At 65.6% G+C, this 22,143-nt stretch carries 18 protein-coding genes; 13 read left to right on the top strand and 5 right to left on the bottom strand.

The genetic code is table 11. The annotated features are described in order from the left end of the window. The first annotated feature begins 33 nt into the window (after positions 1-33). Positions 34-954, top strand: coding sequence for an alpha/beta hydrolase (locus QW887_RS11620; protein ID WP_315715765.1), 921 nt, complete (start codon positions 34-36; stop codon positions 952-954). Between the two features lie 99 nt (positions 955-1,053). On the opposite strand, the gene QW887_RS11615 is transcribed toward QW887_RS11620, so the two are convergent. Both QW887_RS11615 and QW887_RS11610 read right to left on the bottom strand, forming a co-directional pair. Then, positions 1,054-2,058, bottom strand: a complete 1,005-nt coding sequence (locus tag QW887_RS11615) for an alpha/beta hydrolase (protein WP_315715764.1) — start codon at positions 2,056-2,058, stop codon at positions 1,054-1,056. Positions 2,059-2,196: 138 nt separating this feature from the next. Beyond that, a complete protein-coding gene (locus QW887_RS11610; protein ID WP_315715763.1) occupies positions 2,197-2,457 on the bottom strand; it encodes a DUF6489 family protein in 261 nt (86 codons plus the stop codon). A gap of 525 nt (positions 2,458-2,982) precedes the next feature. On the opposite strand from QW887_RS11610, the gene QW887_RS11605 reads away from it, so the two are divergent. The 11 genes from QW887_RS11605 to QW887_RS11555 all read left to right on the top strand — a co-directional run bounded on the left by QW887_RS11605 (position 2,983) and on the right by QW887_RS11555 (position 15,107). Beyond that, entirely contained in the window at positions 2,983-4,578 is a 1,596-nt protein-coding gene (locus QW887_RS11605; RefSeq protein WP_315754699.1) for an ABC transporter substrate-binding protein, read from the top strand. 108 nt (positions 4,579-4,686) lie between these two features. Continuing rightward, complete coding sequence (locus QW887_RS11600; protein ID WP_315715761.1) at positions 4,687-5,667, top strand: ABC transporter permease; 981 nt, start codon at positions 4,687-4,689, stop codon at positions 5,665-5,667. A gap of 2 nt (positions 5,668-5,669) precedes the next feature. Beyond that, positions 5,670-6,635, top strand: coding sequence for an ABC transporter permease (locus tag QW887_RS11595; RefSeq protein WP_315715760.1), 966 nt, complete (start codon positions 5,670-5,672; stop codon positions 6,633-6,635). Positions 6,636-6,669: 34 nt separating this feature from the next. Further along, on the top strand, positions 6,670-7,653 hold the full coding sequence (locus QW887_RS11590; RefSeq protein ID WP_315715759.1) for an ABC transporter ATP-binding protein: 984 nt from the start codon (positions 6,670-6,672) through the stop codon (positions 7,651-7,653). After that, on the top strand, positions 7,650-8,645 hold the full coding sequence (locus tag QW887_RS11585; protein WP_315715758.1) for an oligopeptide/dipeptide ABC transporter ATP-binding protein: 996 nt from the start codon (positions 7,650-7,652) through the stop codon (positions 8,643-8,645). The genes QW887_RS11590 and QW887_RS11585 overlap by 4 nt, the downstream gene beginning before the upstream one ends. A gap of 48 nt (positions 8,646-8,693) precedes the next feature. Continuing rightward, a complete protein-coding gene (locus QW887_RS11580) occupies positions 8,694-10,496 on the top strand; it encodes a gamma-glutamyltransferase family protein (protein ID WP_315715757.1) in 1,803 nt (600 codons plus the stop codon). Between the two features lie 15 nt (positions 10,497-10,511). Continuing rightward, on the top strand, positions 10,512-11,222 hold the full coding sequence (locus tag QW887_RS11575) for a DUF1028 domain-containing protein (protein ID WP_315715756.1): 711 nt from the start codon (positions 10,512-10,514) through the stop codon (positions 11,220-11,222). 84 nt (positions 11,223-11,306) lie between these two features. After that, positions 11,307-12,818, top strand: a complete 1,512-nt coding sequence (locus QW887_RS11570) for an ABC transporter substrate-binding protein (RefSeq protein ID WP_315715826.1) — start codon at positions 11,307-11,309, stop codon at positions 12,816-12,818. A gap of 145 nt (positions 12,819-12,963) precedes the next feature. Beyond that, positions 12,964-13,905, top strand: a complete 942-nt coding sequence (locus tag QW887_RS11565; RefSeq protein WP_315715755.1) for an ABC transporter permease — start codon at positions 12,964-12,966, stop codon at positions 13,903-13,905. A 64-nt stretch (positions 13,906-13,969) separates the two neighbouring features. Beyond that, a complete protein-coding gene (locus QW887_RS11560; protein WP_315715824.1) occupies positions 13,970-14,800 on the top strand; it encodes an ABC transporter permease in 831 nt (276 codons plus the stop codon). A 25-nt stretch (positions 14,801-14,825) separates the two neighbouring features. After that, on the top strand, positions 14,826-15,107 hold the full coding sequence (locus QW887_RS11555; protein WP_315715754.1) for a hypothetical protein: 282 nt from the start codon (positions 14,826-14,828) through the stop codon (positions 15,105-15,107). A 121-nt stretch (positions 15,108-15,228) separates the two neighbouring features. Here QW887_RS11555 and QW887_RS11550 read toward each other — a convergent pair whose 3' ends face one another. The 3 genes from QW887_RS11550 to QW887_RS11540 all read right to left on the bottom strand — a co-directional run bounded on the left by QW887_RS11550 (position 15,229) and on the right by QW887_RS11540 (position 20,286). After that, complete coding sequence (locus tag QW887_RS11550) at positions 15,229-18,327, bottom strand: MexW/MexI family multidrug efflux RND transporter permease subunit (RefSeq protein ID WP_315826394.1); 3,099 nt, start codon at positions 18,325-18,327, stop codon at positions 15,229-15,231. Positions 18,328-18,407: 80 nt separating this feature from the next. Continuing rightward, positions 18,408-19,598, bottom strand: coding sequence for an efflux RND transporter periplasmic adaptor subunit (locus QW887_RS11545; RefSeq protein ID WP_316185153.1), 1,191 nt, complete (start codon positions 19,596-19,598; stop codon positions 18,408-18,410). Position 19,599: 1 nt separating this feature from the next. Further along, positions 19,600-20,286: a helix-turn-helix domain-containing protein gene (locus QW887_RS11540; RefSeq protein WP_315715751.1), complete on the bottom strand. Its 687-nt coding sequence runs from the start codon at positions 20,284-20,286 to the stop codon at positions 19,600-19,602. A gap of 280 nt (positions 20,287-20,566) precedes the next feature. On the opposite strand from QW887_RS11540, the gene QW887_RS11535 reads away from it, so the two are divergent. Further along, positions 20,567-21,784: a cytochrome P450 gene (locus QW887_RS11535; protein WP_316194540.1), complete on the top strand. Its 1,218-nt coding sequence runs from the start codon at positions 20,567-20,569 to the stop codon at positions 21,782-21,784. Positions 21,785-22,143 lie beyond the last annotated feature (359 nt).

Below are 22,143 nucleotides of genomic sequence, written 5' to 3'. Positions count from 1 at the left end.
TAGAGGGTTCCAAGGCCTTGAACGAGGGATCAAGTGACTGCAACTGCTCATCAGCCGCCGCAGACTGTGCGCGCCAACGGTATCGACATCTGCTACGAGATCTTCGGCGACCCGGCGGCCCCTCCCCTCGTGCTGATCATGGGCCTCGGCGGCCAGATGATCATCTGGTACGACGAGTTCTGCGAACAGCTCGCAAGCCGCGGCTTCCGCGTGATCCGCTTCGACAACCGCGACATCGGCCAATCGAGCAAGCTGCATGGCGGCCGCCGGCTGACCCCGTTCGAGCTGATCAAGCTGCGGTTCTTCAACATTCCCGTCTCCGCGCCCTACAAGCTGCTCGACATGGCCAAGGACACGGTCGGCCTGATGGACGCGCTCGACATCAAGTCGGCGCATCTGGTCGGCGCGTCGATGGGCGGCATGATCGCGCAGGAGATCGCGATCTCCTTTCCGCATCGCGTGCGCTCGCTGACGTCGATCATGTCGACGACCGGCAATCCGCGCATCCCGCCGCCGACGCGCGAGGTCGCGATGCTGCTGATGGCGCCGCCGCCGAAGACCAAGGACGACTACATCAAGCGCTTCCAGAAGACCTGGAAGGCGCTGCGCGTCGGCTCATTTCCCGAGGACGAGGTAAATGACGTGGCACTCGCCGAACGCTGCTTCGCGCGCGGCATCAATCCCGCCGGCGTCGGACGTCAGTTGCGCGCGATCCTGGCCTCCGGCAGCCGCAAGCCGCGGCTGCATCTGGTGACGGCGCCGACACTCGTGATCCACGGCAAGGTCGACCCGCTGGTCCATCCCACCGCCGGCAAGGACACGGCGGAGTCGATTCCGAATGCCAAGCTCCTGATGATCGACGGCATGGGTCACGCTACTCCGCGGCCGATGTGGCCGCAGATCATCGACGCAATCGCCGAGCACGCGCACGGCGCTAATGCGCAGGCGGCTTAGGAGAGCCGACGCGCTGCGTCGGCAGGCTTGACGACATCTGTTGTTGTTTGGCTCGGCCGCAGCCTCTCACTCGGACGTGCAATCTGCCTCGGCCGTTCTTCAACCGAACCGTCGCCGGCGCCATTCGATCAGCTTCGCGCTGACCTCCGCGGGCTGCTCCTGCTGCGTCCAATGGCCGCTGTCGCGGACGAGATGTTTCTCCAGGTCCGGCACCAGCTTCTCCATGCCGTCGGCGGCCGAGGGCGGCAGCACGGCGTCGTTCTCCGCCATGATCATCAGCGACGGCACGCGCACCGTTTGATCGAGCCCTTCGGCGCGCTGCCAGTTGCGCGTCATGTTGCGATACCAATTGATGCCGCCGGTGAAGCCGGTGCGCGTGAAGGTGTCGACGAACACCTGCTTCTCCGCCTCCGACAGGATCGGCTGCCGCGTGTCCTTGGCGGCGTCATAGGCTGCGATCATCTGCGGGAACGCCAGGTTGAGCGATGGCGAGGCTGCGATCCCGCCGTCCGGCGGCTCCGTCGGCGGCGTATCGCTGCGCGGCAGCGGCTTGCGCATGAAGGCATCGAAGGTCTCCCCGACACGGCTGCCGAAGATGCGGTCCGGCTCGCGTGCGGGATCCTGGAACTGCACGATGTACATCATGTCGCCGAACCGCTTGCGCATGATGGCGATGGGATCGGCGGGCGCGCGCGGCAGATGCGGCGTGTTGATGCCGACCACGCCCGCGACTCGGTCGGGGTATCGCAGCGGCATCTGCCAGACGACGAAGCCGCCCCAATCGTGACCGACGAAGATCGCCTTGTCGATCTTCAGATGATCGAGCAGGCCGACGAGGTCGGCGGTGAGATGCTCGAGGTCATAGGCCTCGACCGGCTCCGGCCGGTCGGTCGCGCCATAGCCGCGCTGATCGGGTGCGATGACGCGGATGCCGGCCTCGGCCAGCGCCTTGATCTGATGCCGCCAGGAGAAGGCCAGCTCCGGCCAGCCGTGGCAGAGGATCATCGGCGGCCGGTCGCTGACGGGGCCCGCCTCGTAATAGCCCATGCGGATGCCGTTGGTCGTCGCGAACTGCAGCGCCGGCATCCAAGACGGATCGGTCATGCGTCCTCCCCTGAAGTGTTCAGCCGGTCTTTTTCGACCGGTCTTCGGCTCCGGCATGGAGCCTGCCCCATGCCGTGACGTCACGCCACGTCCCTTCGGAGTTCCGCGCAAGCGTAATCCGTGCGGCCGTCGGCCGCGTCAGGCCGACTTCTTGTCGTTCGAGCGGCTGCCGCCGAGGCCTGTCATGGTCAGCATCAGGTCCTGAAACCGTTCGGCCAAGCGGGGATCGAACGTGAACCAGCTCTGCATGATGGCTTCGGGCGTGAGCTTGTCGATGTTGCTCGTCATCTGGTTCTGCAGCCGGTCCATGACCGCAGCCTGCATCGGACCGACATCGGGAAGTCCGAAAAACTGCCGCGCTTCGAGCGGTGTGCAATCGATCTCGATATTGACTTTCATGTCCGCTCCGCTGTTCGAACCATCCCGACGCGAGCCCCGGGCCGGGCTCCCTTCACCAGGAAGACCATCCCGGACTCGCGGCAGGGGGTGTCCAGTATCACCGCGCCGGCCCCCCTCTAGCAAGCGGCGCGTTGCTGCAGGTGCGCAATTCCCGGGACATGGTCAATCCGGCGAGCCCTCAGCCCCATCCCGGAAGCCGCCGCTCGCGTGCGCCGCACAGCGGCGGCGGGGGGATAACCATATCGTTTAGGCTTAAACAAACTGCACTTGTGTGCCGCCGCTGAACTCTGGCAACATATTCGGATCGATCTGCCGCGGGTCGCACGACGCACCGCCAGGCCAGAGCCAACGGGATCAGTTCATTCCGGCGCGGCATCAGACTTGCAAGCATATCGCCCGGCGTCTTGTTGCTTCTTGAAGTTCGTGCAAGAGGCGCTGCAGACAACACGAACTTCGAAGCAAAACAGGCCGGACACAATCGCGCCTGCCGAAAAACCAAGCGTCAAACGCGGAGAATTTGGACATATGTCGGGACGCAAATCCCTGCTCATCGCGGCAGCGGTCGCATTCGGCCTCGCCGTCATGCCAGCTTCGGCCCAGACCCTGCGCTATGCCAACCAGGGCACCCTGAAATCGCTCGATCCCTACACCTTCAAGGAATCGACCACGATTGCGCACCATGCTCACGTCTACGAGGGGCTGACCGCGCGCGACAAGGATCTGAAGATCATCCCCGCGCTGGCCGAGAGCTGGGAAACGCCCGAGCCGACCCGCTGGCGCTTCCATCTGCGCAAGGGCGTCAAGTTCCACAATGGCGAACCCTTCACGGCCGACGACGTGATCTTCTCCGCCGATCGCGTCCGCGCCACCGGTTCCAACTTCCTCTCCAACGTTCCGCCGGACGCAAAATTCATCAAGGTCGACGACTACACCGTCGACGTGAAGCTCGATGCCCCCAATCCCATCCTGATCTCGCAATGGGATACGTGGTACATCATGAGCAAGAAGTGGTGCGAGGACAACAACTCGGTCGCGCCGACGCCGGTGTCGGCAACCACGCCGAGCTACGCCGCGCTGCATGAGAACGGCACCGGCCCCTTCATCATCGAGAGCCATCAGCCCGGTGTGAAGACCGTGTTCAAGGTCAATCCGAACTGGTGGGGCAAGCCCGAGCACAATCTGAAGGAGATCGTGTTCACCACCATCGCCTCCGACGCCACGCGCGTCGCCGCGCTGCTGTCCGGCGAGGTCGACGTCATCGAGCCGGTCCCGGTGCAGGATATCGGCCGCGTCGATTCCAGCCCGAACGCCCAGGTCCTGAAGGGACCGGAGCTGCGCACGATCTTCCTTGGCATGGACGAGACGCGCGACGAGCTCTTGTACTCCAACGTCAAGGGCAAGAACCCGTTCAAGGATATCCGCGTCCGCGAGGCCTTCTACAAGGCGATCGACGTCGAGCTGATCAAGACCCGCGTCATGCGCGGCCTGTCGACCCCGTCGGCGCTGATGATCGCTCCGCAGCTCTATGCGCTGTCGAAGGACTTCACCCGGCCGAAATATGATCCGGACGCCGCCAAGAAGCTGCTGACCGAGGCCGGCTATCCCGACGGCTTCGAGGTCGGCATGGATTGCCCGAACGACCGCTACGTCAACGACGCCGCGATCTGCCAGGCCGTGGTCGGCATGCTCGCCCGCATCGGGGTCAAGGTGAACCTGAACGCCCAGCCCAAGGCGCAGTACTTCGCCAAGGTGCTGAAGCCCGGCGGCTACAACACCTCGTTCTTCCTGCTCGGTTGGACGCCCTCCTCGATGGACGCGCACAACGTGATGCACGACATCATGGGCTGCCGTGACGATGCCAAGGACCCGACCCGGGGCGAGGCCAATCTCGGCAATTACTGCAACAAGGAGTTCGACGCCCTGACCGACAAGGTCCTGGTCGAGACCGATACCGCCAAGCGCAATCAACTGATCAAGCAGGCCTTCGAGATCGGCATCAAGGATTACGGCTACATCCCGCTGCATCAGCAGGCGGTGGCCTGGGGCGTCTCGAAGAAGGTGAAGATTCCGCTGCGCGCCGACAACGCCGTGCTGCTGTTCCTCGCCACCAAGACCGAGTAGTCCAGACGCAACGACAAGTCCCGGAAAGCAGAACTGCTTTTCGGGACTTTTCATTTCCTGCGGCAGGTGCTACGCGCCGCCGCATCTCGAAGGACCTGAAAGGATCAGATGCTCGCCTTCGCGCTTCGCCGAGCAATTCAGGCCATCGGCGTCATGATCGCCGTCGGAATCATCGCGTTCGCCATGTTCCGCTTCGCCGGAGACCCGGTGAGCCAGATCGTGCCGATCGACGCGTCGGCCGCGGAACGGGCCAGCATCCGCCAGTCGCTCGGGCTCGACGATCCCTTCATCGTGCAGTTCGGTCGCTATCTGTTCGACGCGGCGCAGTTCAAGTTCGGCGTCTCCTATCAGTTCCGGCAGCCGGTCTCCGATCTGCTCAAGGAGCGCATGCCCGCCACCCTGGAGCTCGCGGTCTGCGCGACGATCCTGGCGCTGTTCTGCGGCATCCTGATGGGCGTGTTCTCGGCGCTGCACCGCGACTCCCTGCTCGCCAAGCTGTTCCAGATGCTGTCGCTGATCGGCATCTCCCTGCCGACCTTCCTGATCGGCATCCTCCTGATCTACCTGTTCTCGGTCACGCTGGGCTGGCTGCCGTCGTTCGGCCGCGGCGACACCGTCAGGTTCGGCTGGTGGACATCGGGCCTGTTCACCGTCTCCGGCTGGAAGGCGCTCATCATGCCCTCGATCACGCTCGGCCTGTTCCAGATGACCTTGATCATGCGACTGGTTCGCGCCGAGATGCTCGAGGTGCTGCGCACCGACTACATCCGCTTCGCCCGCGCCCGTGGGCTGACCACGCGCGCGATTCATTTCGGCCATGCGCTGCGCAACACGCTGGTGCCGGTGATCACCGTGGTCGGCCTGCAGTTCGGCTCGGTGATCGCGTTCTCGATCATCACCGAGCAGGTGTTCCAATGGCCGGGCATGGGCCTGTTGTTCGTGCAGGCGGTGCAGAATGTCGACATCCCGATCATGGCGGCCTACCTGATGATGGTGTCGCTGATCTTCGTCACCATCAATCTCGTGGTTGATATCCTCTACACCGTGGTCGATCCGCGCCTGCGCGCGACCATCAGCCGTCCGGCCTGATCATGAGCGACGCCGCCCTTCCCCACCCCACGCCCGTCGAGACGCCGCGCGCCGCCGACGGATGGCTGAAGCGTGCGCTTGCGAGCGACCTGTTCTACTCGTTCCGCCGCTCCAAGCTGACGGTCGCCGCGGCCGTGATCACGCTGCTGTTCTTCCTGCTGGCGATCTTCGCGCCGCTGCTGTCGCCGCAAAACCCGTTCGACCCGGCCCAATTGCAGCTGTTGAACTCGCGGATTTCGCCGCTGTGGACCGCCGACGGACAGAGCCCGTTCTTGCTCGGCACCGACGAGCAGGGCCGCGACGTGCTCTCGGCCATCCTCTATGGCCTGCGCATCTCGCTCCTGGTCGGCATTCTCGGCGTTGCCTTTTCCGGCGCGCTCGGCATCGGCCTCGGCCTGATCGCCGGCTATTTCGGCGGCCGGGTCGACACAGTGATCATGCGCATCGCCGACGTCCAGCTCACCTTTCCGCCGATCCTGATTGCGCTGCTGGTCAACGGCATCGCCAAGTCGGTGTCCGGCAACCGGCTGGACTGGCTCAGCATGCTGGTCGTGCTCGTGCTGGCGATCGGCCTCTCCTTCTGGGTGCAATATGCACGCACGGTGCGCAGCTCGGTCCTCGTCGAGAAGAACAAGGATTACGTCGCCGCAGCACAGCTGATCGGCCTGCCCGCGCCGGTCATCATGCTGCGCCACGTGCTGCCCAACACCACCGGTCCCGTGCTGGTGATCGCCACCATCAACCTTGCGCTGGCGATCATCACCGAGGCGACCTTGTCGTTCCTCGGCTCCGGCATGCCCGAAACGATGCCGTCGCTCGGGACCCTGATCCGGATCGGCAACAACTATCTGTTCGCCGGCGAATGGTGGATCGTTGCCTTCCCCGGCATCGCTTTGGCCGGACTGATCCTCGCCATCAACCTGCTCGGCGACTGGCTGCGCGACGCCCTGAACCCGAAACTGCGATGACCCGCGTGAATGCGTCCTTCCGAGGCTTGAGCTCATGACCGCCCCCGTTCTGTCCGTGCGCAACCTGCAGGTCGAGTTCGCGACCCGGCGCGGCACCCTGCGCGCGATCGACGGCGTCTCCTACGACATCGCCAAGGGCGAGGTGCTCGGCGTCGTCGGCGAATCCGGTGCCGGCAAGTCCGTCACCGGCCTCGCCGTGATCGGCCTGATCGATCCTCCGGGCCGCATCTCCGGCGGCGAGATCCAGCTCTCCGGCCTGCGGATCGACAACCTGCCGCCGGAGGAGATGCGCAAGGTGCGCGGCAAGCGCATCGGCATGATCTTCCAGGATCCGCTGACCTCGCTCAATCCGCTGTATCGCGTCGGCGACCAGATCATCGAGACCATCAGGACCCACACCAACCTCACCGAGCAGCAGGCGCGCAAGCGAGCCATCGACCTGCTCGCCGAGGTCGGCATATCGGCGCCCGAGAAGCGCATCGACGGCTATCCGCACGAATTCTCCGGCGGCATGCGCCAGCGCGTCGTGATCGCGTTGGCGCTGTGCGCCGAGCCGGAACTGATCATCGCAGACGAGCCGACCACCGCGCTGGACGTCTCCGTGCAGGCGCAGATCATCTCGCTGATCAAGCGGCTCGGCCGCGACCACGGCACCGCCGTGATGCTGGTGACCCACGACATGGGCGTGATCGCCGAGACCTGCGACCGCGTCGCCGTGATGTATGCCGGCCGCGTCGCCGAGATCGGCCCGGTGCAGGAGGTGATCAACAACCCGCTGCACCCCTACGCCAAGGGGCTGATGGGCGCGATCCCGACGCTCGCGGGCGAGGAGAAGCGGCTGGTGCAGATCCCAGGCTCGATGCCACGACTGTCCGCGATCCCGCCCGGCTGCTCGTTCAATCCGCGCTGCAGCTTCGCCTTCGACCGCTGCCGCGTCGACCGGCCGGAGCCGCTACGCCAGGGCACGCAGGCCGTCGCCTGTCATCTGTACGATCGCGCGACGGAGACCGCGGCATGACCGATTTCGTCGAGGTCAAGAACCTGCGCCGGGTCTTCGACGTCTCGAAACCCTGGCTCAACCGCGTGATCGAGCGTCAGCCGCAGGAGTTCCTGAAGGCGGTCGACGGCGTCAGCTTCGGCATCAGGAAGGGCGAGACCTTCGCGCTGGTCGGCGAATCCGGTTCTGGCAAGACCACGGTCGCGCGCATGGTGGTCGGGCTGCTGGCGCCGACGTCGGGCGAGGTCATCATCGACGGCGTGTCGATGAGCGAAGCGCGCCAGGCCCAGGTGCGGCGCAAGCTGCGCCGCCGCATCCAGATGGTGTTCCAGGATCCTTACGCGAGCCTCAATCCGCGCTTCCGCGTCGATAGCATCATCGCCGAGCCGATCCGCGCCTTTGACATCATCGAGGGTGAGCGCCAGATCAAGGACCGCGTCGGCGAGTTGCTGACGCTGGTCGGCCTGCATCCCGACGACGGCCAGAAATTCCCGCACGAATTCTCTGGCGGGCAGCGTCAGCGCATCGCCATCGCGCGCGCGCTCGCCTCCGAGGCCGAGTTCATCGTCTGCGACGAGCCGACCTCGGCGCTCGACGTCTCCGTGCAGGCGCAGATCCTCAATCTGATGCGCGATTTGCAGGACAAGTTCGGCCTGACCTATCTGTTCATCAGCCACAATCTCGCAGTCGTCCGCCACATGGCGAGCCGCATCGGCGTGATGTATCTCGGCCGCATCGTCGAGATCGCCGATGGCCGCACGCTGTTCAGCGACCCGCGCATGCCCTACACCAAGATGCTGCTCGGCGCAGTGCCGGACCTGTCGATGTCCGGCCGCCAGCGCATTCCGGTCAAAGGCGAGATCCCGAACCCGATCAATCCGCCCTCGGGCTGCACCTTCAACCCACGCTGTCCCCTTGCATTCGATCTCTGTCGGCAGCAGTCGCCCGAACTCATCGGCGGCGTGGCCTGCCATGCGGTGAACCAGCCGGCGAGCGCGGCCGTTCCTGCATGAGGCAACGAGTCGTGGTGCGGACGGACCGATCATCAGAATGAAAGTCACATGAGCTTCATCAACCCCGATCCCTTCACGACCCGCCCCGAGATCGACGGTACCTTCGGCGTCGTCACCTCCACGCACTGGCTCGCCACCGCGGTGGGCATGGCGATGCTGGAGCGCGGCGGCAACGCCTTCGACGCCGGCGTCGCGGCGGCCTTCACCCTGCAGGTGGTGGAGCCGCATTTGAACGGTCCTGGCGGCGACGTGCCGATCATCCTGCACGACGTCAGGCGCGGGCGCACCGAGGTGATCTGCGGCCAGGGCCCGGCGCCATCAGGCGCCACCATCGCGCACTACAAGAACGAAGGCCTCGACATGGTGCCCGGCACCGGCCTGCTCGCGGCCTGCGTGCCCGGCACGTTCGAGTCCTGGATGCTGCTGCTGCGCGACTACGGCACGATGCGGCTGCGCGACGTGCTGGAGCCGGCGATTTCCTACGCGCGCGACGGCTATCCGCTTGTCGAGCGTATCTCGGCGACGATCCAGACCGTGGAGCAGCTGTTCAAGACGCATTGGCCGACCTCGGCCGCGCTCTATCTGCCCAATGGCGAGGTGCCGAGGCCGGGCACGCTGTTCACCAATCCACAGCTCGCGGAAACCTACGCACGCATCCTCAGTGAAGGCGAAAGCGCGGGTGCTGATCGCGACGCGCAGATCGAGCGCGCGCGCAAGGCCTGGTCGCAGGGCTTCGTCGCCGAGGCCATCGACCGTTTCTGCCGGACGCAGGAAGTGATGGACGTCTCGGGTTCGCGCCACAAGGGCGTGCTGACAGCCGACGACATGGCGCGCTGGCAGCCGACCATCGAGGCACCGCTGACCTATCAGTACGGCCGCTACACCGTGTGCAAGGCCGGCGTCTGGAGCCAAGGCCCGGTGCTGCTCCAGCAGCTCGCGCTGCTCAAGGGCTTTGTGCTCGACGGCCTCGATCCGACCGGCCCCGATTTCATTCATTGGCAGATCGAAGCCGCGAAGCTCGCCTTCGCCGATCGCGAGGCCTTCTACGGCGATCCTGCTTTCGCCGACATCCCGATCGAGACGCTGCTGTCGGATGCCTACAACGACGAGCGCCGCAAGCTGATCACCGAAAAGGCCTCGCTCGAGCTGCGTCCCGGCACGCTCGACGGCTACGGCGCCAAGGTGAAGCTGCGCGAGGCCCAAGGCCGCCGCGAGGCCGTCGGCGCAATGGGCTCGGGCGAGCCGACCGTCGGCCGCTTCGGCGAGGTGCGCGGCGACACCGTGCATTTCGACATCATCGATTCCCGAGGCAACATGATCTCGGCGACGCCCTCCGGCGGCTGGCTGCAATCATCGCCGGTCATCCCCGAGCTCGGCTTCTGCCTGGGGACGCGCGCGCAGATGTTCTGGCTCGAGGAGGATCATCCGGCCGCGCTGGTGCCGGGCAAGCGGCCGCGCACGACGCTATCGCCGACCATGGCGCTGCGCGACGGCGAGCCTTATGTGGCCTGGGGTTCGCCCGGCGGCGACCAGCAGGACCAGTGGAACACGCAGTTCTTCCTGCGCCACGTCCATGCCGGCATGAACCTGCAAGAGTCGATCGACGCGCCGGCGTGGCACTCCGAGCATTTCCCGATCTCGTTCTGGCCGCGCACCGCGCGCCCCGGCGTGCTCGTGGTCGAGGGCCGCGTGCCCAAGGCGACCGTCGAGGAGCTGCGCCGCCGCGGCCATGTGGTCGAAGTCGGCCCCGACTGGTCGGAGGGCCGCCTTACCGCGGCCTCCCGCGTGGGCCGCCGCCGCCGCGCCGCGGCCAATCCACGGGGCATGCAGGGTTACGCCGCCGGACGATAAGAGAGCAACGCGACGATGACCTGGTCGATCATTGCCAAGGACGATCTCACCGGCCGGATCGGCATCGCCGTCGCCACCCGCTTCTTCGCCGTCGGCGCGCGCGTGCCCTTCATCGTCGCCGGCCACGGCGGCATCGCCACACAGGCGCTGGTCAATCCCTATTACGGCATCGACGGCGTCACGCTGCTGCGCGACGGCCGGCATCCGCGCGAGATCGTGCAACTGCTGACATCTGCCGATCCCGGCCGCGAGAGCCGCCAGCTCCACATCCTCGATCACAACGGCCAGATTGCCGCCCACACCGGCCGCGACTGCATCGACTGGTGCGGCCATCTCGAAGGCCGTGGCTTTTCGATTGCCGGCAACATGCTGGCCGGCCCGCAGGTGCTGAACGAAACCGCGAACGCGTTTATCGCCAGCCACGCCCTGCCCTTCGCGGAGCGTCTGATCGCAGCCATGAAGGCCGGCGAGGCCGCCGGCGGTGACAAGCGCGGCAAACAGTCGGCCGCTCTTCTGGTCCACGGCAAGGAGGAATGGTCCGAGCTCGATCTGCGTGTCGATGATCACCCCGATCCGCTGGCAGAGCTCGAACGACTGGAGGGCGTTAGCCGCAAGCATTGGGCCGTGTTCCGGCAGTTCATGCCGACGCGCGACAATCCGGCAGGGATTACGGATCGCGCCACGATTGATGCCGGCATCGCCGCCGCGCTCGCGAACCAGACATGACCGAGCCGGAAGGACGGCGCGTGATCGGGGTTGGTATTGATAGGGCAACAACGCAGGCTGCATTCGCGTGAGGGACATCGGATGATGAGGAACTGGTGCTTGGCCGCGGTCGCGGCCGTTGTCGTGGCTTCTTGGGGGCCGGTCGCGCAGGCGCAGACGACCTTGCGCATCGGCCTTGCCGAGGACCCCGACGTTCTCGATCCGACCATGGCCCGCACCTATGTCGGCCGCATCGTCTTCGCCGCGACCTGCGACAAGCTGTTCGACATCGACGACAAGCTCAACATCGTGCCGCAGCTCGCGCTGTCGCAGCAGACCTCGGCCGACGGCAAGGAGGTCACCATCAAGCTCCGGCCCGGCGTCAAGTTTCATGACGGCGAGCCGTTCGACGCTGAGGCCGCCAAGTTCTCGCTCGACCGCCATCTCACCCTCCCCGGCTCGTTCCGCAAGCCGGAGCTGGCCTCGCTCGATCATGTCGACGTCGTCGATCCCTTGACGATCAAGCTGGTGTTGAAAGCGCCGTTCTCGCCGCTGATCGCCCAGCTCACCGACCGCGCCGGCATGATGGTGTCGCCGAAGGCGGCCAAGGAGGCCGGCGACAAGTTCGGCCTGCATCCGGTCTGCGCCGGTCCCTACAAGTTCGTCGAGCGCGTCCAGCAGGACCGCATCGTGTTCGAGAAGTTCGCCGACTACTGGAACAAGGACAACGTCTTCATCGACAGGATCGTCTACCAGCCGATCGTCGACGCCACGGTGCGGCTGGCGAACCTGAAGTCCGGAGCCCTCGACCTGATCGAGCGCGTGCTCGCCACCGACATCAAGGACGTGCGCGCCGATTCCAAGCTTGCGCTGTCGACCGCGATCGAGCTCGGCTATCAGGGCATCACGCTCAACATCGGCAAGGACAAGGCCAAGGGCCCACTCAGCCAGTCCGCGAAGGTGCGCCAGGCGCTCGATCTCGCGATCGACCGCGAGGCGCTCAACCAGGTGGTCTTCAACGGCGAATTCATGCCGGGCAACCAGTGGGTCAATCCCTCGCATCCCTATTATCAGAAGGCCTTCCCGGTGCGTGCCCGCGATGTCGAGAAGGCAAAGGCGCTGCTGAAAGAGGCCGGCGTGACGACGCCTGTCGCGGTCGACTTCATGGTACCGAAGGGCGCCGAGACCGAGGCGGCCGCCCAGGTCGTACAGTCGATGGCCGCCGAGGCCGGCTTCGACATGAAGATCCGAGTGACGGAGTTTGCGACCTCGTTGAAGCAGGCCGAGGCCGGCGACTATCAGGCGTTCATGTTGTCATGGAGCGGCCGGATCGATCCCGACGGCAACAGCTACGTGTTCCTGCACAGCAACGCGCCGCAGAACTACAGCGTCTGGGCCAACGCCGAGGCCGACAAGGCGCTCAGCGACGCACGGCTGGTGACCGACATGGCCCAGCGCAAGGCGCTTTACGAGAAGCTGACCAAGCTCGAGATCGAGGACGAGCCGATTCTCTACCTCTACCACCGACGCATCCTGATCGCGCACACCAAGAAGCTCGAGGGCTACAAGCAGATGCCGGACGGCCTGGTGCGCGTGATCGGCCTGAAGCTGAAGTGAGCAGTCACTTGGCCCCCCTTCGTTGGGACGCGACCGCGACGCCTCGCGCGCGCTGCGCTCCCTCGCCCCTTGTGGGGGAGGGAACGCTGGGAGCACGACCGGTTTCCGATGACGCGCCGGGTGACTGCCGCGAGGGACGCAGATCATGCTGACGTTCCTCGCCCGCCGCATCGCCCAGATCATCCCGACGCTGATCTTTGTCTCCATCCTCATCTTCTCGCTGCAACAGCTCCTGCCCGGCGATCCCGCGCTGGTGATGGCCGGCGAGGAGCGCGATCCGGCGGTGATCGAGCAGATCCGCAAACAGTATCGGCTCGACCAGCCGCTTCCGGTTCAGTACGGCTACTGGATCAAGGGCGTGCTCTCGGGCGATTTCGGCGAGTCGCTGCGCATCAAGATGCCGGTGCGCGACCTCATCCTGCAGAAGCTGCCCGTAACCCTGCAGCTCGCCTCGATGGCGATCGTGATCGCGTTCCTGATCGGCATTCCCGCCGGCATCGTTTCCGCCGTGAAGCGCGGGACGGCCTGGGACTATGCCGCCAACCTGTTTGCGCTGTGGGGCATCTCGACGCCGAACTTCTGGCTCGGCATCATGCTGATCTTCCTGTTCTCGATCCAGCTCGGCTGGCTCCCCGCCTCCGGTTACGTCTCGCCCGCCGAGGACTGGCGGGCCAGCCTCGCCGCCACCATCATGCCGGCCTTCGTGCTCGGCAACGCCATCGCCGCGATCCTGATGCGCCACACCCGCAGCGCGATGCTGCAGGTGCTGGGCAGCGACTACATCCGCACCGCGCGCGCCAAGGGCATCTCCGAACGCCAGGTCATCCTGCGCCACGCGCTGCGCAATGCCCTGACGCCGGTGATCACGCTGGGCGCGCTCGAGCTCGGGACGCTGTTGTCCGGCGCCGTGCTGACCGAGCAGATCTTCTCGATCCCCGGCTTCGGCAAGCTGATCGTCGATGCCGTGTTCAATCGCGACTACGCCGTCGTGCAGGGCGTCGTGCTGGTCACCGCCACCGTCTACATCATGCTGAACCTGATCGCCGATCTCGCCTATGTCCTCGTCAATCCGCGGCTGAGGAGCTGAGATGGCCGAGACGACGCTGTCAGCTCCGCACGGGGCACGCGCCCTCGCTCCGCTCGAGCGGCCGATGCAGCGCACCTTGCGCCGACTGGTGAAGCGCAAAGGCGCCATGGTCGGGTTCTGCCTGATCACGGCCTTCATCCTGCTCGCCGTGCTCGCGCCGGTGGTGGCGCCCTACGATCCCATCAAGACGAGCTGGGCGCTGGTGCGCAAGGCGCCGTCGGCGGCGCATTGGCTCGGCACCGATGATCTCGGCCGCGACGTGCTGGCCCGCGTGATCTACGGCGCGCGGGCCTCGCTGCTGGCCGGAGCGATCTCGGTCGCCATCGCGCTGGCGATCGGCGTCCCGATCGGCATGATCGCAGGCTACCGCGGCGGCTTCCTCGATGCCCTGATCAGCCGCATCACCGACGCGATGCTGGCCTGCCCATTCCTGATCCTGGCGATCGCGCTGGCGGCGTTCCTGGGGCCGAGCCTCGGCAATGCCATGATCGCGATCGGCATCTCGGCGACGCCGATCTTCGTCCGGCTGACCCGCGGCGAGGTGATGAGCGTCAAGGTCGAGGAATATGTCGAGGCCGCCCGCAGCGTCGGCGATACCGACCTGCAGATCGCGGTCAGGCACATCCTGCCGAACATCATGCCGGCGCTGCTGGTGCAGGCGACGCTGTCGGTCGCCGCCGCCATCATCGCCGAGGCCGCGCTGTCATTCCTAGGCCTGGGCCAGCAGCCGCCGGCCCCGTCCTGGGGCAGCATGCTCAACGCCGCCCAGCGCTTCCTCACCAATGCACCGTGGATGGCGATCTGGCCGGGGCTTGCGATCTTCCTGGTCGTGCTGTCGCTCAACCTGCTGGGCGACGGCCTGCGCGACGCGCTCGATCCGCAGCAGGACGAGTGAGCGAGGCCTCTCCATGCTAGCTCGAATGGCTGAGGATCTCCTGCGATTGTTGACGATCGTCGACATGGGGGCTGGCGTCGTGATCTGGGCGCTGGCGTTTCGCGAGCGGGTCTTGATGGCGAGCCATGCACCGGAATGGCGCGGCTGGTTCACGCTCCGCCGTGTCACTGCCGACGAATATTCCCGCGCCTATCGCACGCACTTCCATCGGTCATTGCACTACGCCTTCGCGTTTTTCATCATCATCGGCATCGCCGCTCTGCTGATCCTGCTCGACCATCTGTTCTTTAAGAGGCCGCTGTGCTGAGCGCCGCGGCGGGCGCCGCCGGCCGTGACGACAGTAAGGGGAGAAAGAGACGGCCCGACAAAAACGGCGACTGCCAGGAGCAGCCGCCGTTGATCTTCAGCCCCCCAAAGAAACTGCCCGCTCACGTCGCCTTCAGCGCGTGGTCGGTCTCGGCGTCGAACTGGGCGATCTGCCGGGCGCGCAGCGACTTGGCGGCGGCCTGGTGGTTGGTGGCGATGACGGTGTAGACGGCCGGCAGCACGAACAGTGTGAACAAGGTGCCGATCGACATGCCGGCGACGACGACGAGGCCGATCGAGAAGCGGCTGGCGGCGCCGGCGCCGGTCGCGGTCAAGAGCGGGATCAGGCCGGTGACCATCGCCGCCGTGGTCATCAGGATCGGCCGCAGGCGGATGCGCGCGGACGTCTCGATGGCGGTGCGGCGGTCCATCCCCTCGTTGAGCTGCAGCTCGTTGGCGAACTCCACCATCAGGATGCCGTGCTTGGTGATCAGGCCGACCAGCGTCAGCAGGCCGACCTGGGTGTAGATGTTCATGGTCGCCAGCCCGAAGAACAGCGGGATCAGCGCGCCGACGATCGCCATGGGCACGCTGATCATGATCACCAGCGGATCGCGCAGGCTCTCGAACTGCGCCGCCAGCACCAGGAAGATGATGACCAGCGCGAAGCCGAAGGTGATGGCGAGCTGATTGCCCTCCTGGACGTATTGACGGGCGTCGGCGAGATAGTCGTGGCTGAAGCCGGACGGCAGGTTCTTGGCCTGCTTCTCCAGGAAGTCGACCGCCTGCCCGACGGTGACGCCCGGCATCGGCACGGCGGAGAAGGTCGCCGAGTTGAGCTGGTTGAAATGCGTCAGCGAGTTCGGGTCGGTCGCGGTCTCGATGTTGACGACGGTCGACAGCGGCACCTGCTGGCCGGCCGAGGTCGCGACATAGTAGCCGGACAGCGATTCCGGCGAGATCCGCTTGTCACGCGGCACCTGCGGAATCACCTGATAGGAGCGGCCCTCGAGGTTGAAGCGGTTGATGTAGTTGCCGCCGAGCAGTACGGCCAGCGTGTTGCCGATCGACTGCATGGTGATGCCGAGATCGCTCGCCTTGCTGCGATTGATCCAGACCTTGACCACCGGCTGATTGAACTCGAGGTCGCTGTCGGAGACGATGAACATGCCGCTCTTGCGGGCGGCGTCCTTCAGCTTGGCCATCTGCTCATAGACCGCCTGGAAGCCGCTGGTCGAGCTGATCACCATCTGCACCGGCAGGCCGCCGGGGCCGCCCGGCAGCGCCGGCAGGTTGAAGGCGAAGGCGTTGATGCCCTCGATCTTGGACAGCTCCGCCTGCACCAGCGGCTTCAGCTTGATCGAGGAGCGCGTGCGCTCGTCCCAGGGCTTGAGCAGCATGCCGGCAAAGCCGCCCTGCGGGCCGAGGATGCCGTTCAGAACGAAGCGAAGATCGGTCTCGGGGAACTTCTGGAACGCCTTGTCGACCTTGTCTGTGTAGAAGTTGATGTAGTCGATGTTGGCGTATTTCGGTGCCTTGGTGATCGAGAACACGATGCCCTGATCCTCCTCCGGCGCCAGCTCCTTCGAGGTGTGCATGTAGAGGAAGCCGACGAGGCCGAGGATCGTCAGCGCGAACAGCGCCGTCACCGGCCGGTAGTCGAGCGAGCGGTCGAGCTGGCGGCCGTACCAGCGCGTCATCGCGCCGAACACCCGGTTGACGAGCCGCGCGAAGCGGCCCTCCTCGGCGCTGCGCAGCAGCACCGAGCACATCATCGGCGACAGGGTCAGCGCGATGACGCCGGAGACGATGACCGAGCCGGCGAGCGTGAACGCGAATTCGCGGAACAGCGAGCCGGTGAGACCGCCGAGGAAGCCGATCGGGGCATACACCGCAGCCAGCGTGATCGTCATCGAGACGACGGGACCGACGATCTCGCGGGCGCCCTGCAATGCGGCCTGCACGGGCGCTTTGCCCTCCTCCAGATGGCGATGGATGTTCTCCACCACCACGATGGCGTCGTCGACGACAAGGCCGATCGCCAGCACCATGGCGAGCAGGGTCAGCAGGTTGATGGAAAAGCCGAGCGCCAGCATCATCGTGCAGACGCCGATCAGCGACAGCGGGATGGTCACGACGGGAATGATGACCGAGCGCAGCGACGCCAGGAACAGGAAGATGACCACGATGACGATCAGCACGGCCTCGCCGAGCGTGTGCTCGACCTCGTCGATCGACGACTGGATGAACTTGGTGGAATCGTAGGCCACCTTCATCTTCATCGACGGCGGCAAATTGCGCTCGAGGTCCGGGAACAGCGCGCGCACGCCCTTGACGATGTTGAGCGGATTGCCCTGCGGCGTCGCGTCGACGCCGATGAAGATGGCGCGCTCGCCGTTGAAGGCGACGCTGGCGTCGGTGCTCTGCGCGGCGAGCTCGACGGTGGCGATGTCCTCCATGCGGACGAAGCCGCCGTCCTTGGCCTTGACGATCATCCGCTTGAACTGGTTGACGTCGGTGAGGCCGGTGTTGGTCGTGACGTTGGAGACGATGAAATAGCCCTTCGCCTGTCCGGCCGCGGACTGGAAGTTGTTGGCGGCGATGGCCGCCGCGACGTCCGTCGGCGACACGTTGCGGCCGGCCATCTTCTCCGGATTGAGCCAGATCCGCATCGCAAAGGTCTGCCCGCCCAGGATGTTCGCCGCGGCGACACCATCGACGGTCGACAGCACCGGCTGCACCACGCGCGTCAGATAGTCTGATATCGCCGAGCCCGACAGCTCCTCGCTGGAGAAGCCGAGATACATCACCGAGGTCGTCTGTCCCGTCGTCTTGGTGACGATGGGATCGTTGGATTCCTTCGGAATGAGGTAGCGGACCGAGTTCACCTTGGCGAGCACCTCGGTGAGCGCCTGGTTCGGATCGAAATTGAGCTTGATGAACACCTGGATCGTGCTGGTGCCCTGCACCGAGGACGAGGTGATGTAGTCGACGCCCTCGGCGGATGCGACCGCCTGCTCCAAGGGCGTGGTGATGAAGCCCTGCATCAGGTCGGCGGAGGCGCCGGGATAGACGGTCGTCACGTTGACGACGGTGTTGGACAGCTTCGGATATTGCCGGATCGGCAGCACGAAGGCGGCGCGCAGGCCGAGCAGCAGAATGAGCAGGCTGACCACGACCGACAGCACCGGGCGCTTGATGAAGATATCGGTGAAACGCATCGCGGCAATCCCGTCAGCAGAAGTCAGATGAGGTCCGGGCGGGCCGCCTCAGGGCGGCCCGGCATTGGATCAGAGGTCGCTCAGTAGCGCGGCGGCTTCGCCGGGACCGGCGGCAGCGGATCGGTGGAGATCGCGACCGCGGCGCCGGACTGGATCTTGAGCTGGCCGACGGCGACGACGCGATCGCCTTCCTTGAGGCCCTTGAGGATCACCGCGCGGCCGTTGATGCGGTCGCCGGTCTGCACATAGATGCGGTCGGCCGTCAGCGCGGTCTTGCCGTCGTCGGTCTTCTTCTCGTTGATGACGAACACCGAGTCGCCATAGAGCGTGTAGTCGACCGCGGTCTCCGGCACCGTCAGCACCGGCGGCTTGTCCGGCAGCACGACCGTCGTGGTCGCGAACATGCCGGGCTTGAGAATGTGCTCCGGATTGGCGATCGTCGCCTGCACCCGGATGTTGCGAGTGTCGGTCGCGATCTGCGGCTCGATCGTGGTGATCTTGCCCTCGAACGTCTTGCCCGGATAGGCATCGACGCCGACGCGCACGGTCTGTCCGACCTTGAGCTGGCCCGAGTCCTTTTCGGTCACCGTGAAGTTGACCCACAGCTCCGACAGATCGGTCAGCGACACGATCTGCGTGCCGGCGCTGAGATACTGGCCAACCTCGACCTTGCGGACGCCGAGATCGCCGTCGAACGGCGCGCGCACCAGCTTCTGCGCGATCAGCGCCTCGGTCTTGGCGATGCCAGCCTGGGCCTGGTCGTAGGCGGCCTGGGCCTGGTCGACGGTCGCCTGCGGCCCGAACTGGCGCGACGCCAGCTGCTTGGCGCGATCAAGCGACAATTGCGCCACAGTCACCTGGGCCTTGTAGTTGGCGAGATCGCCCTGATCCGGCGCGTCATAGAGCTGCACCAGCGGCGCGCCCTGCTTCACCGTGGAGCCCGGCGTGAACATGATGTCGGTGATGCGGCCGCTGACGTCCGAGGTCACGTTGACCTGATGCACGGCGGCGAGATCGCCGACTGCGGTCAACAGGTTCGGCACCGTCTCCGAACTCGCCGTCGCGACGCTGACGTTGAGCGGCGGCGGCTTCATGTTGGCGAAGAACTGCGCGATCATCTTGTCGCGGAACATGTTGAACCATACGAGACCGCCGACCAGCGCCACGAGCAGGCCGCCAACCACGATGAACCACAGCACCGGGCGGGTGCGCTTGCGCGGCTTGCCGTGGACCGGCTTTCCTGAGAGCTTGGGTTCCGTCGCAATGTTCATGTCATGCACTTTCTGCCGTCGCCGGCCGGGCCGGAGGTTGCGACAATTCGTGATCGAGGTAGCACGCAATGGCGGCGTCGGTCAGTCCGATGCCGCGCAGGATGAATTCGCTGAGCTGGCGCTCCAGGCTCGCCGCAGTTCCATACGGCACACAGGGAATGGATGGAAGCCGCGTCAATGCCGCCATCAAGACCGTGTGATGCGCGAACCAGAACAGATCGCGCGGCGCGGCCGCCAATCGCACGGCGTCACCGGAGGCAACGGCGCTGTCCAGAGAGTTAACGAACTTGGCGCCGATCAGATCATCGATCTTCGTATACAGCAGCCTTGCGAACTCGCCATCGTCGAGATGGCTCGACGCCATCAGCCGCAGCCGCTGCTCTTCTTCCTCATTGGGGCCGTCGGCAATGCCGAGGAAATGCCGGACCATCCCGGCCATCAGCATGACCAGCGTCGCGGTCGAAGGTTCCTGGCTGAGCAGCACCTCGAAATCCGGATCGGTCTCGCACTCCTCGGTGAGGATCTCCGCATAGAGCGCCGCCTTGGAGGGGAAATGTTTGAACAGCAGCGCTTCCGAGATCGCCGCCGCGGCGGCCACGCTCTTGGTCGTGGTGCCGGCATAGCCATGACGCGCGAAGCAGCGCTTGGCTGCACCGAGGATCAGCTGCCTGCGGAGATCGCTTGTCATGCGCAAAGTGGACATCGGCCGTGAGTAAATACTCACTTGATCTGTGTCAAGAAAGATGCCGCGGCGCAACAGGGTCGGCGGCCAAGTCCCTGAAATTGCAGGCGGGATTTCACCGGCGCCAAAGGCAATTTTATACCTCTCAAAGCGGCGGATCTGGGGCACCGCTCCATCGGTGGACGCAAGGCCGCGCGGGGACCACCGCGGCGGGCACATTTTCTTCCGCCGCTCGCCGTGCGACGGTCGCCGGGACAAAAACAAGAATCGGCCGGGAGGACCAGACATGACCGACGACGCAGCGCTCGCCAGCCAGTTCGATCTCGAGAGCCTGACGCCGGAGTTCTACGCCGATCCCTACCCGACCTATCGCGCGCTGCGCCGGCACGCCCCGGTCAAGCGCATGCGCAACGGCTCCTATTTCCTCACCCGCTACGACGATCTGGTCACCGCCTACAAGGCAACCAGGACGTTCTCGTCGGACAAGAAGCGCGAGTTCGCGCCCAAATACGGCAACTCGCTGCTGTACGAGCATCACACGACGAGCCTCGTATTCAACGATCCTCCGGCGCACACGCGGGTGCGCCGCCTGATCATGGGCGCGCTGTCGCCGCGCGCGATCGCCGAGATGGAGCCGGCGCTGATCGCGCTGGTCGACGGATTGCTGGACCGGATCGCCGCCAAGGACCGCTTCGAGCTGATCGAGGATTTCGCCGCGGCAATTCCGATCGAGGTGATCGGCAACCTGCTCGGCGTGCCGCACGAGGAGCGCGGTCCCTTGCGCGACTGGTCGCTCGCCATCCTCGGCGCGCTCGAGCCGGTGCTGTCGGCCGAGCAATTCGCCCGTGGCAACCAGGCGGTCGGCGACATGCTGACCTATCTCAAAGACCTGGTCGCGCGGCGGCGCGCGGCTCCCGGCAATCCCGAGCGCGACGTGCTGACCCGGCTGATCCAGGGCGAGGCCGACGGCGAGCGGCTGAGCGAGACGGAGCTCTTGCACAACTGCATCTTCCTGCTCAATGCCGGCCACGAGACCACCACCAATCTGATCGGCAACGGCCTCGTCCTGCTGGGCCAGCATCCGGCCGAGCGCGAGAGGCTGATCGAGGCCCCCAACCTGATCCGCACCGCGGTCGAAGAGATCCTGCGCTACGAGAGCTCCAACCAGCTCGGCAATCGGATGACGACGGAAGCCGTCGAGCTTGGCGGCATCGCGTTGGCGCCCGGAACATCGGTCACGCTGTGCATCGGCGCTGCCAACCGCGATCCCGCCCAGTTCGACGATCCCGAACGCTTCGACATCACCCGCCTCGCCAACCGCCACCTCGCCTTCGGCACCGGCGCCCATCAATGCGCAGGGATGGCGCTCGCAAGGCTGGAGGGCGCCGTGGCAATTGGGCGGTTCTTGGCGCGGTTTCCGAACTATCAGCTCGAGGGCGAGCCAGTGCGCGGCGGCCGGGTGCGGTTTCGCGGGTTTGCGAGTGTGCCGTGTGTGGTCGGCTGAGGCGAGGATCACGTTGCGCGGCGTGACCGGAGCAATTCAGTCCGCAATCCGCTCTACGCGCGGCTGTCGGAAGGTCCGACCGGCGACACAAAGAGGGTGATACCCGCCCGCTTCCGCCGACACTCACCCGTCGAAAGAATCTTCTTTCTTTTTTTCAGAATTGGTGTATACGTTCTCCCGTCCCGCCTCACACGAGGGGCGCTTCGCGGTCGTCACGAACGTCGGGTGCGGGATGCGGTGGGCGTGTCGGTGCTGCGCGCGAGTGAACCTCGCGCGGACGAACGGCAGCGATGCGCACGGTCAAGTCGCGTGGTCCTGACACCCCGACGCTGGTGTCACGCCCGTGCCGGCGCTCACGC

The organism is Bradyrhizobium sp. SZCCHNRI3052 (assembly GCF_032484895.1).
In the GTDB taxonomy this organism is placed as follows: Bacteria; Pseudomonadota; Alphaproteobacteria; order Rhizobiales; family Xanthobacteraceae; genus Bradyrhizobium.
This window is presented reverse-complemented; position numbering and strand designations above follow the sequence as displayed.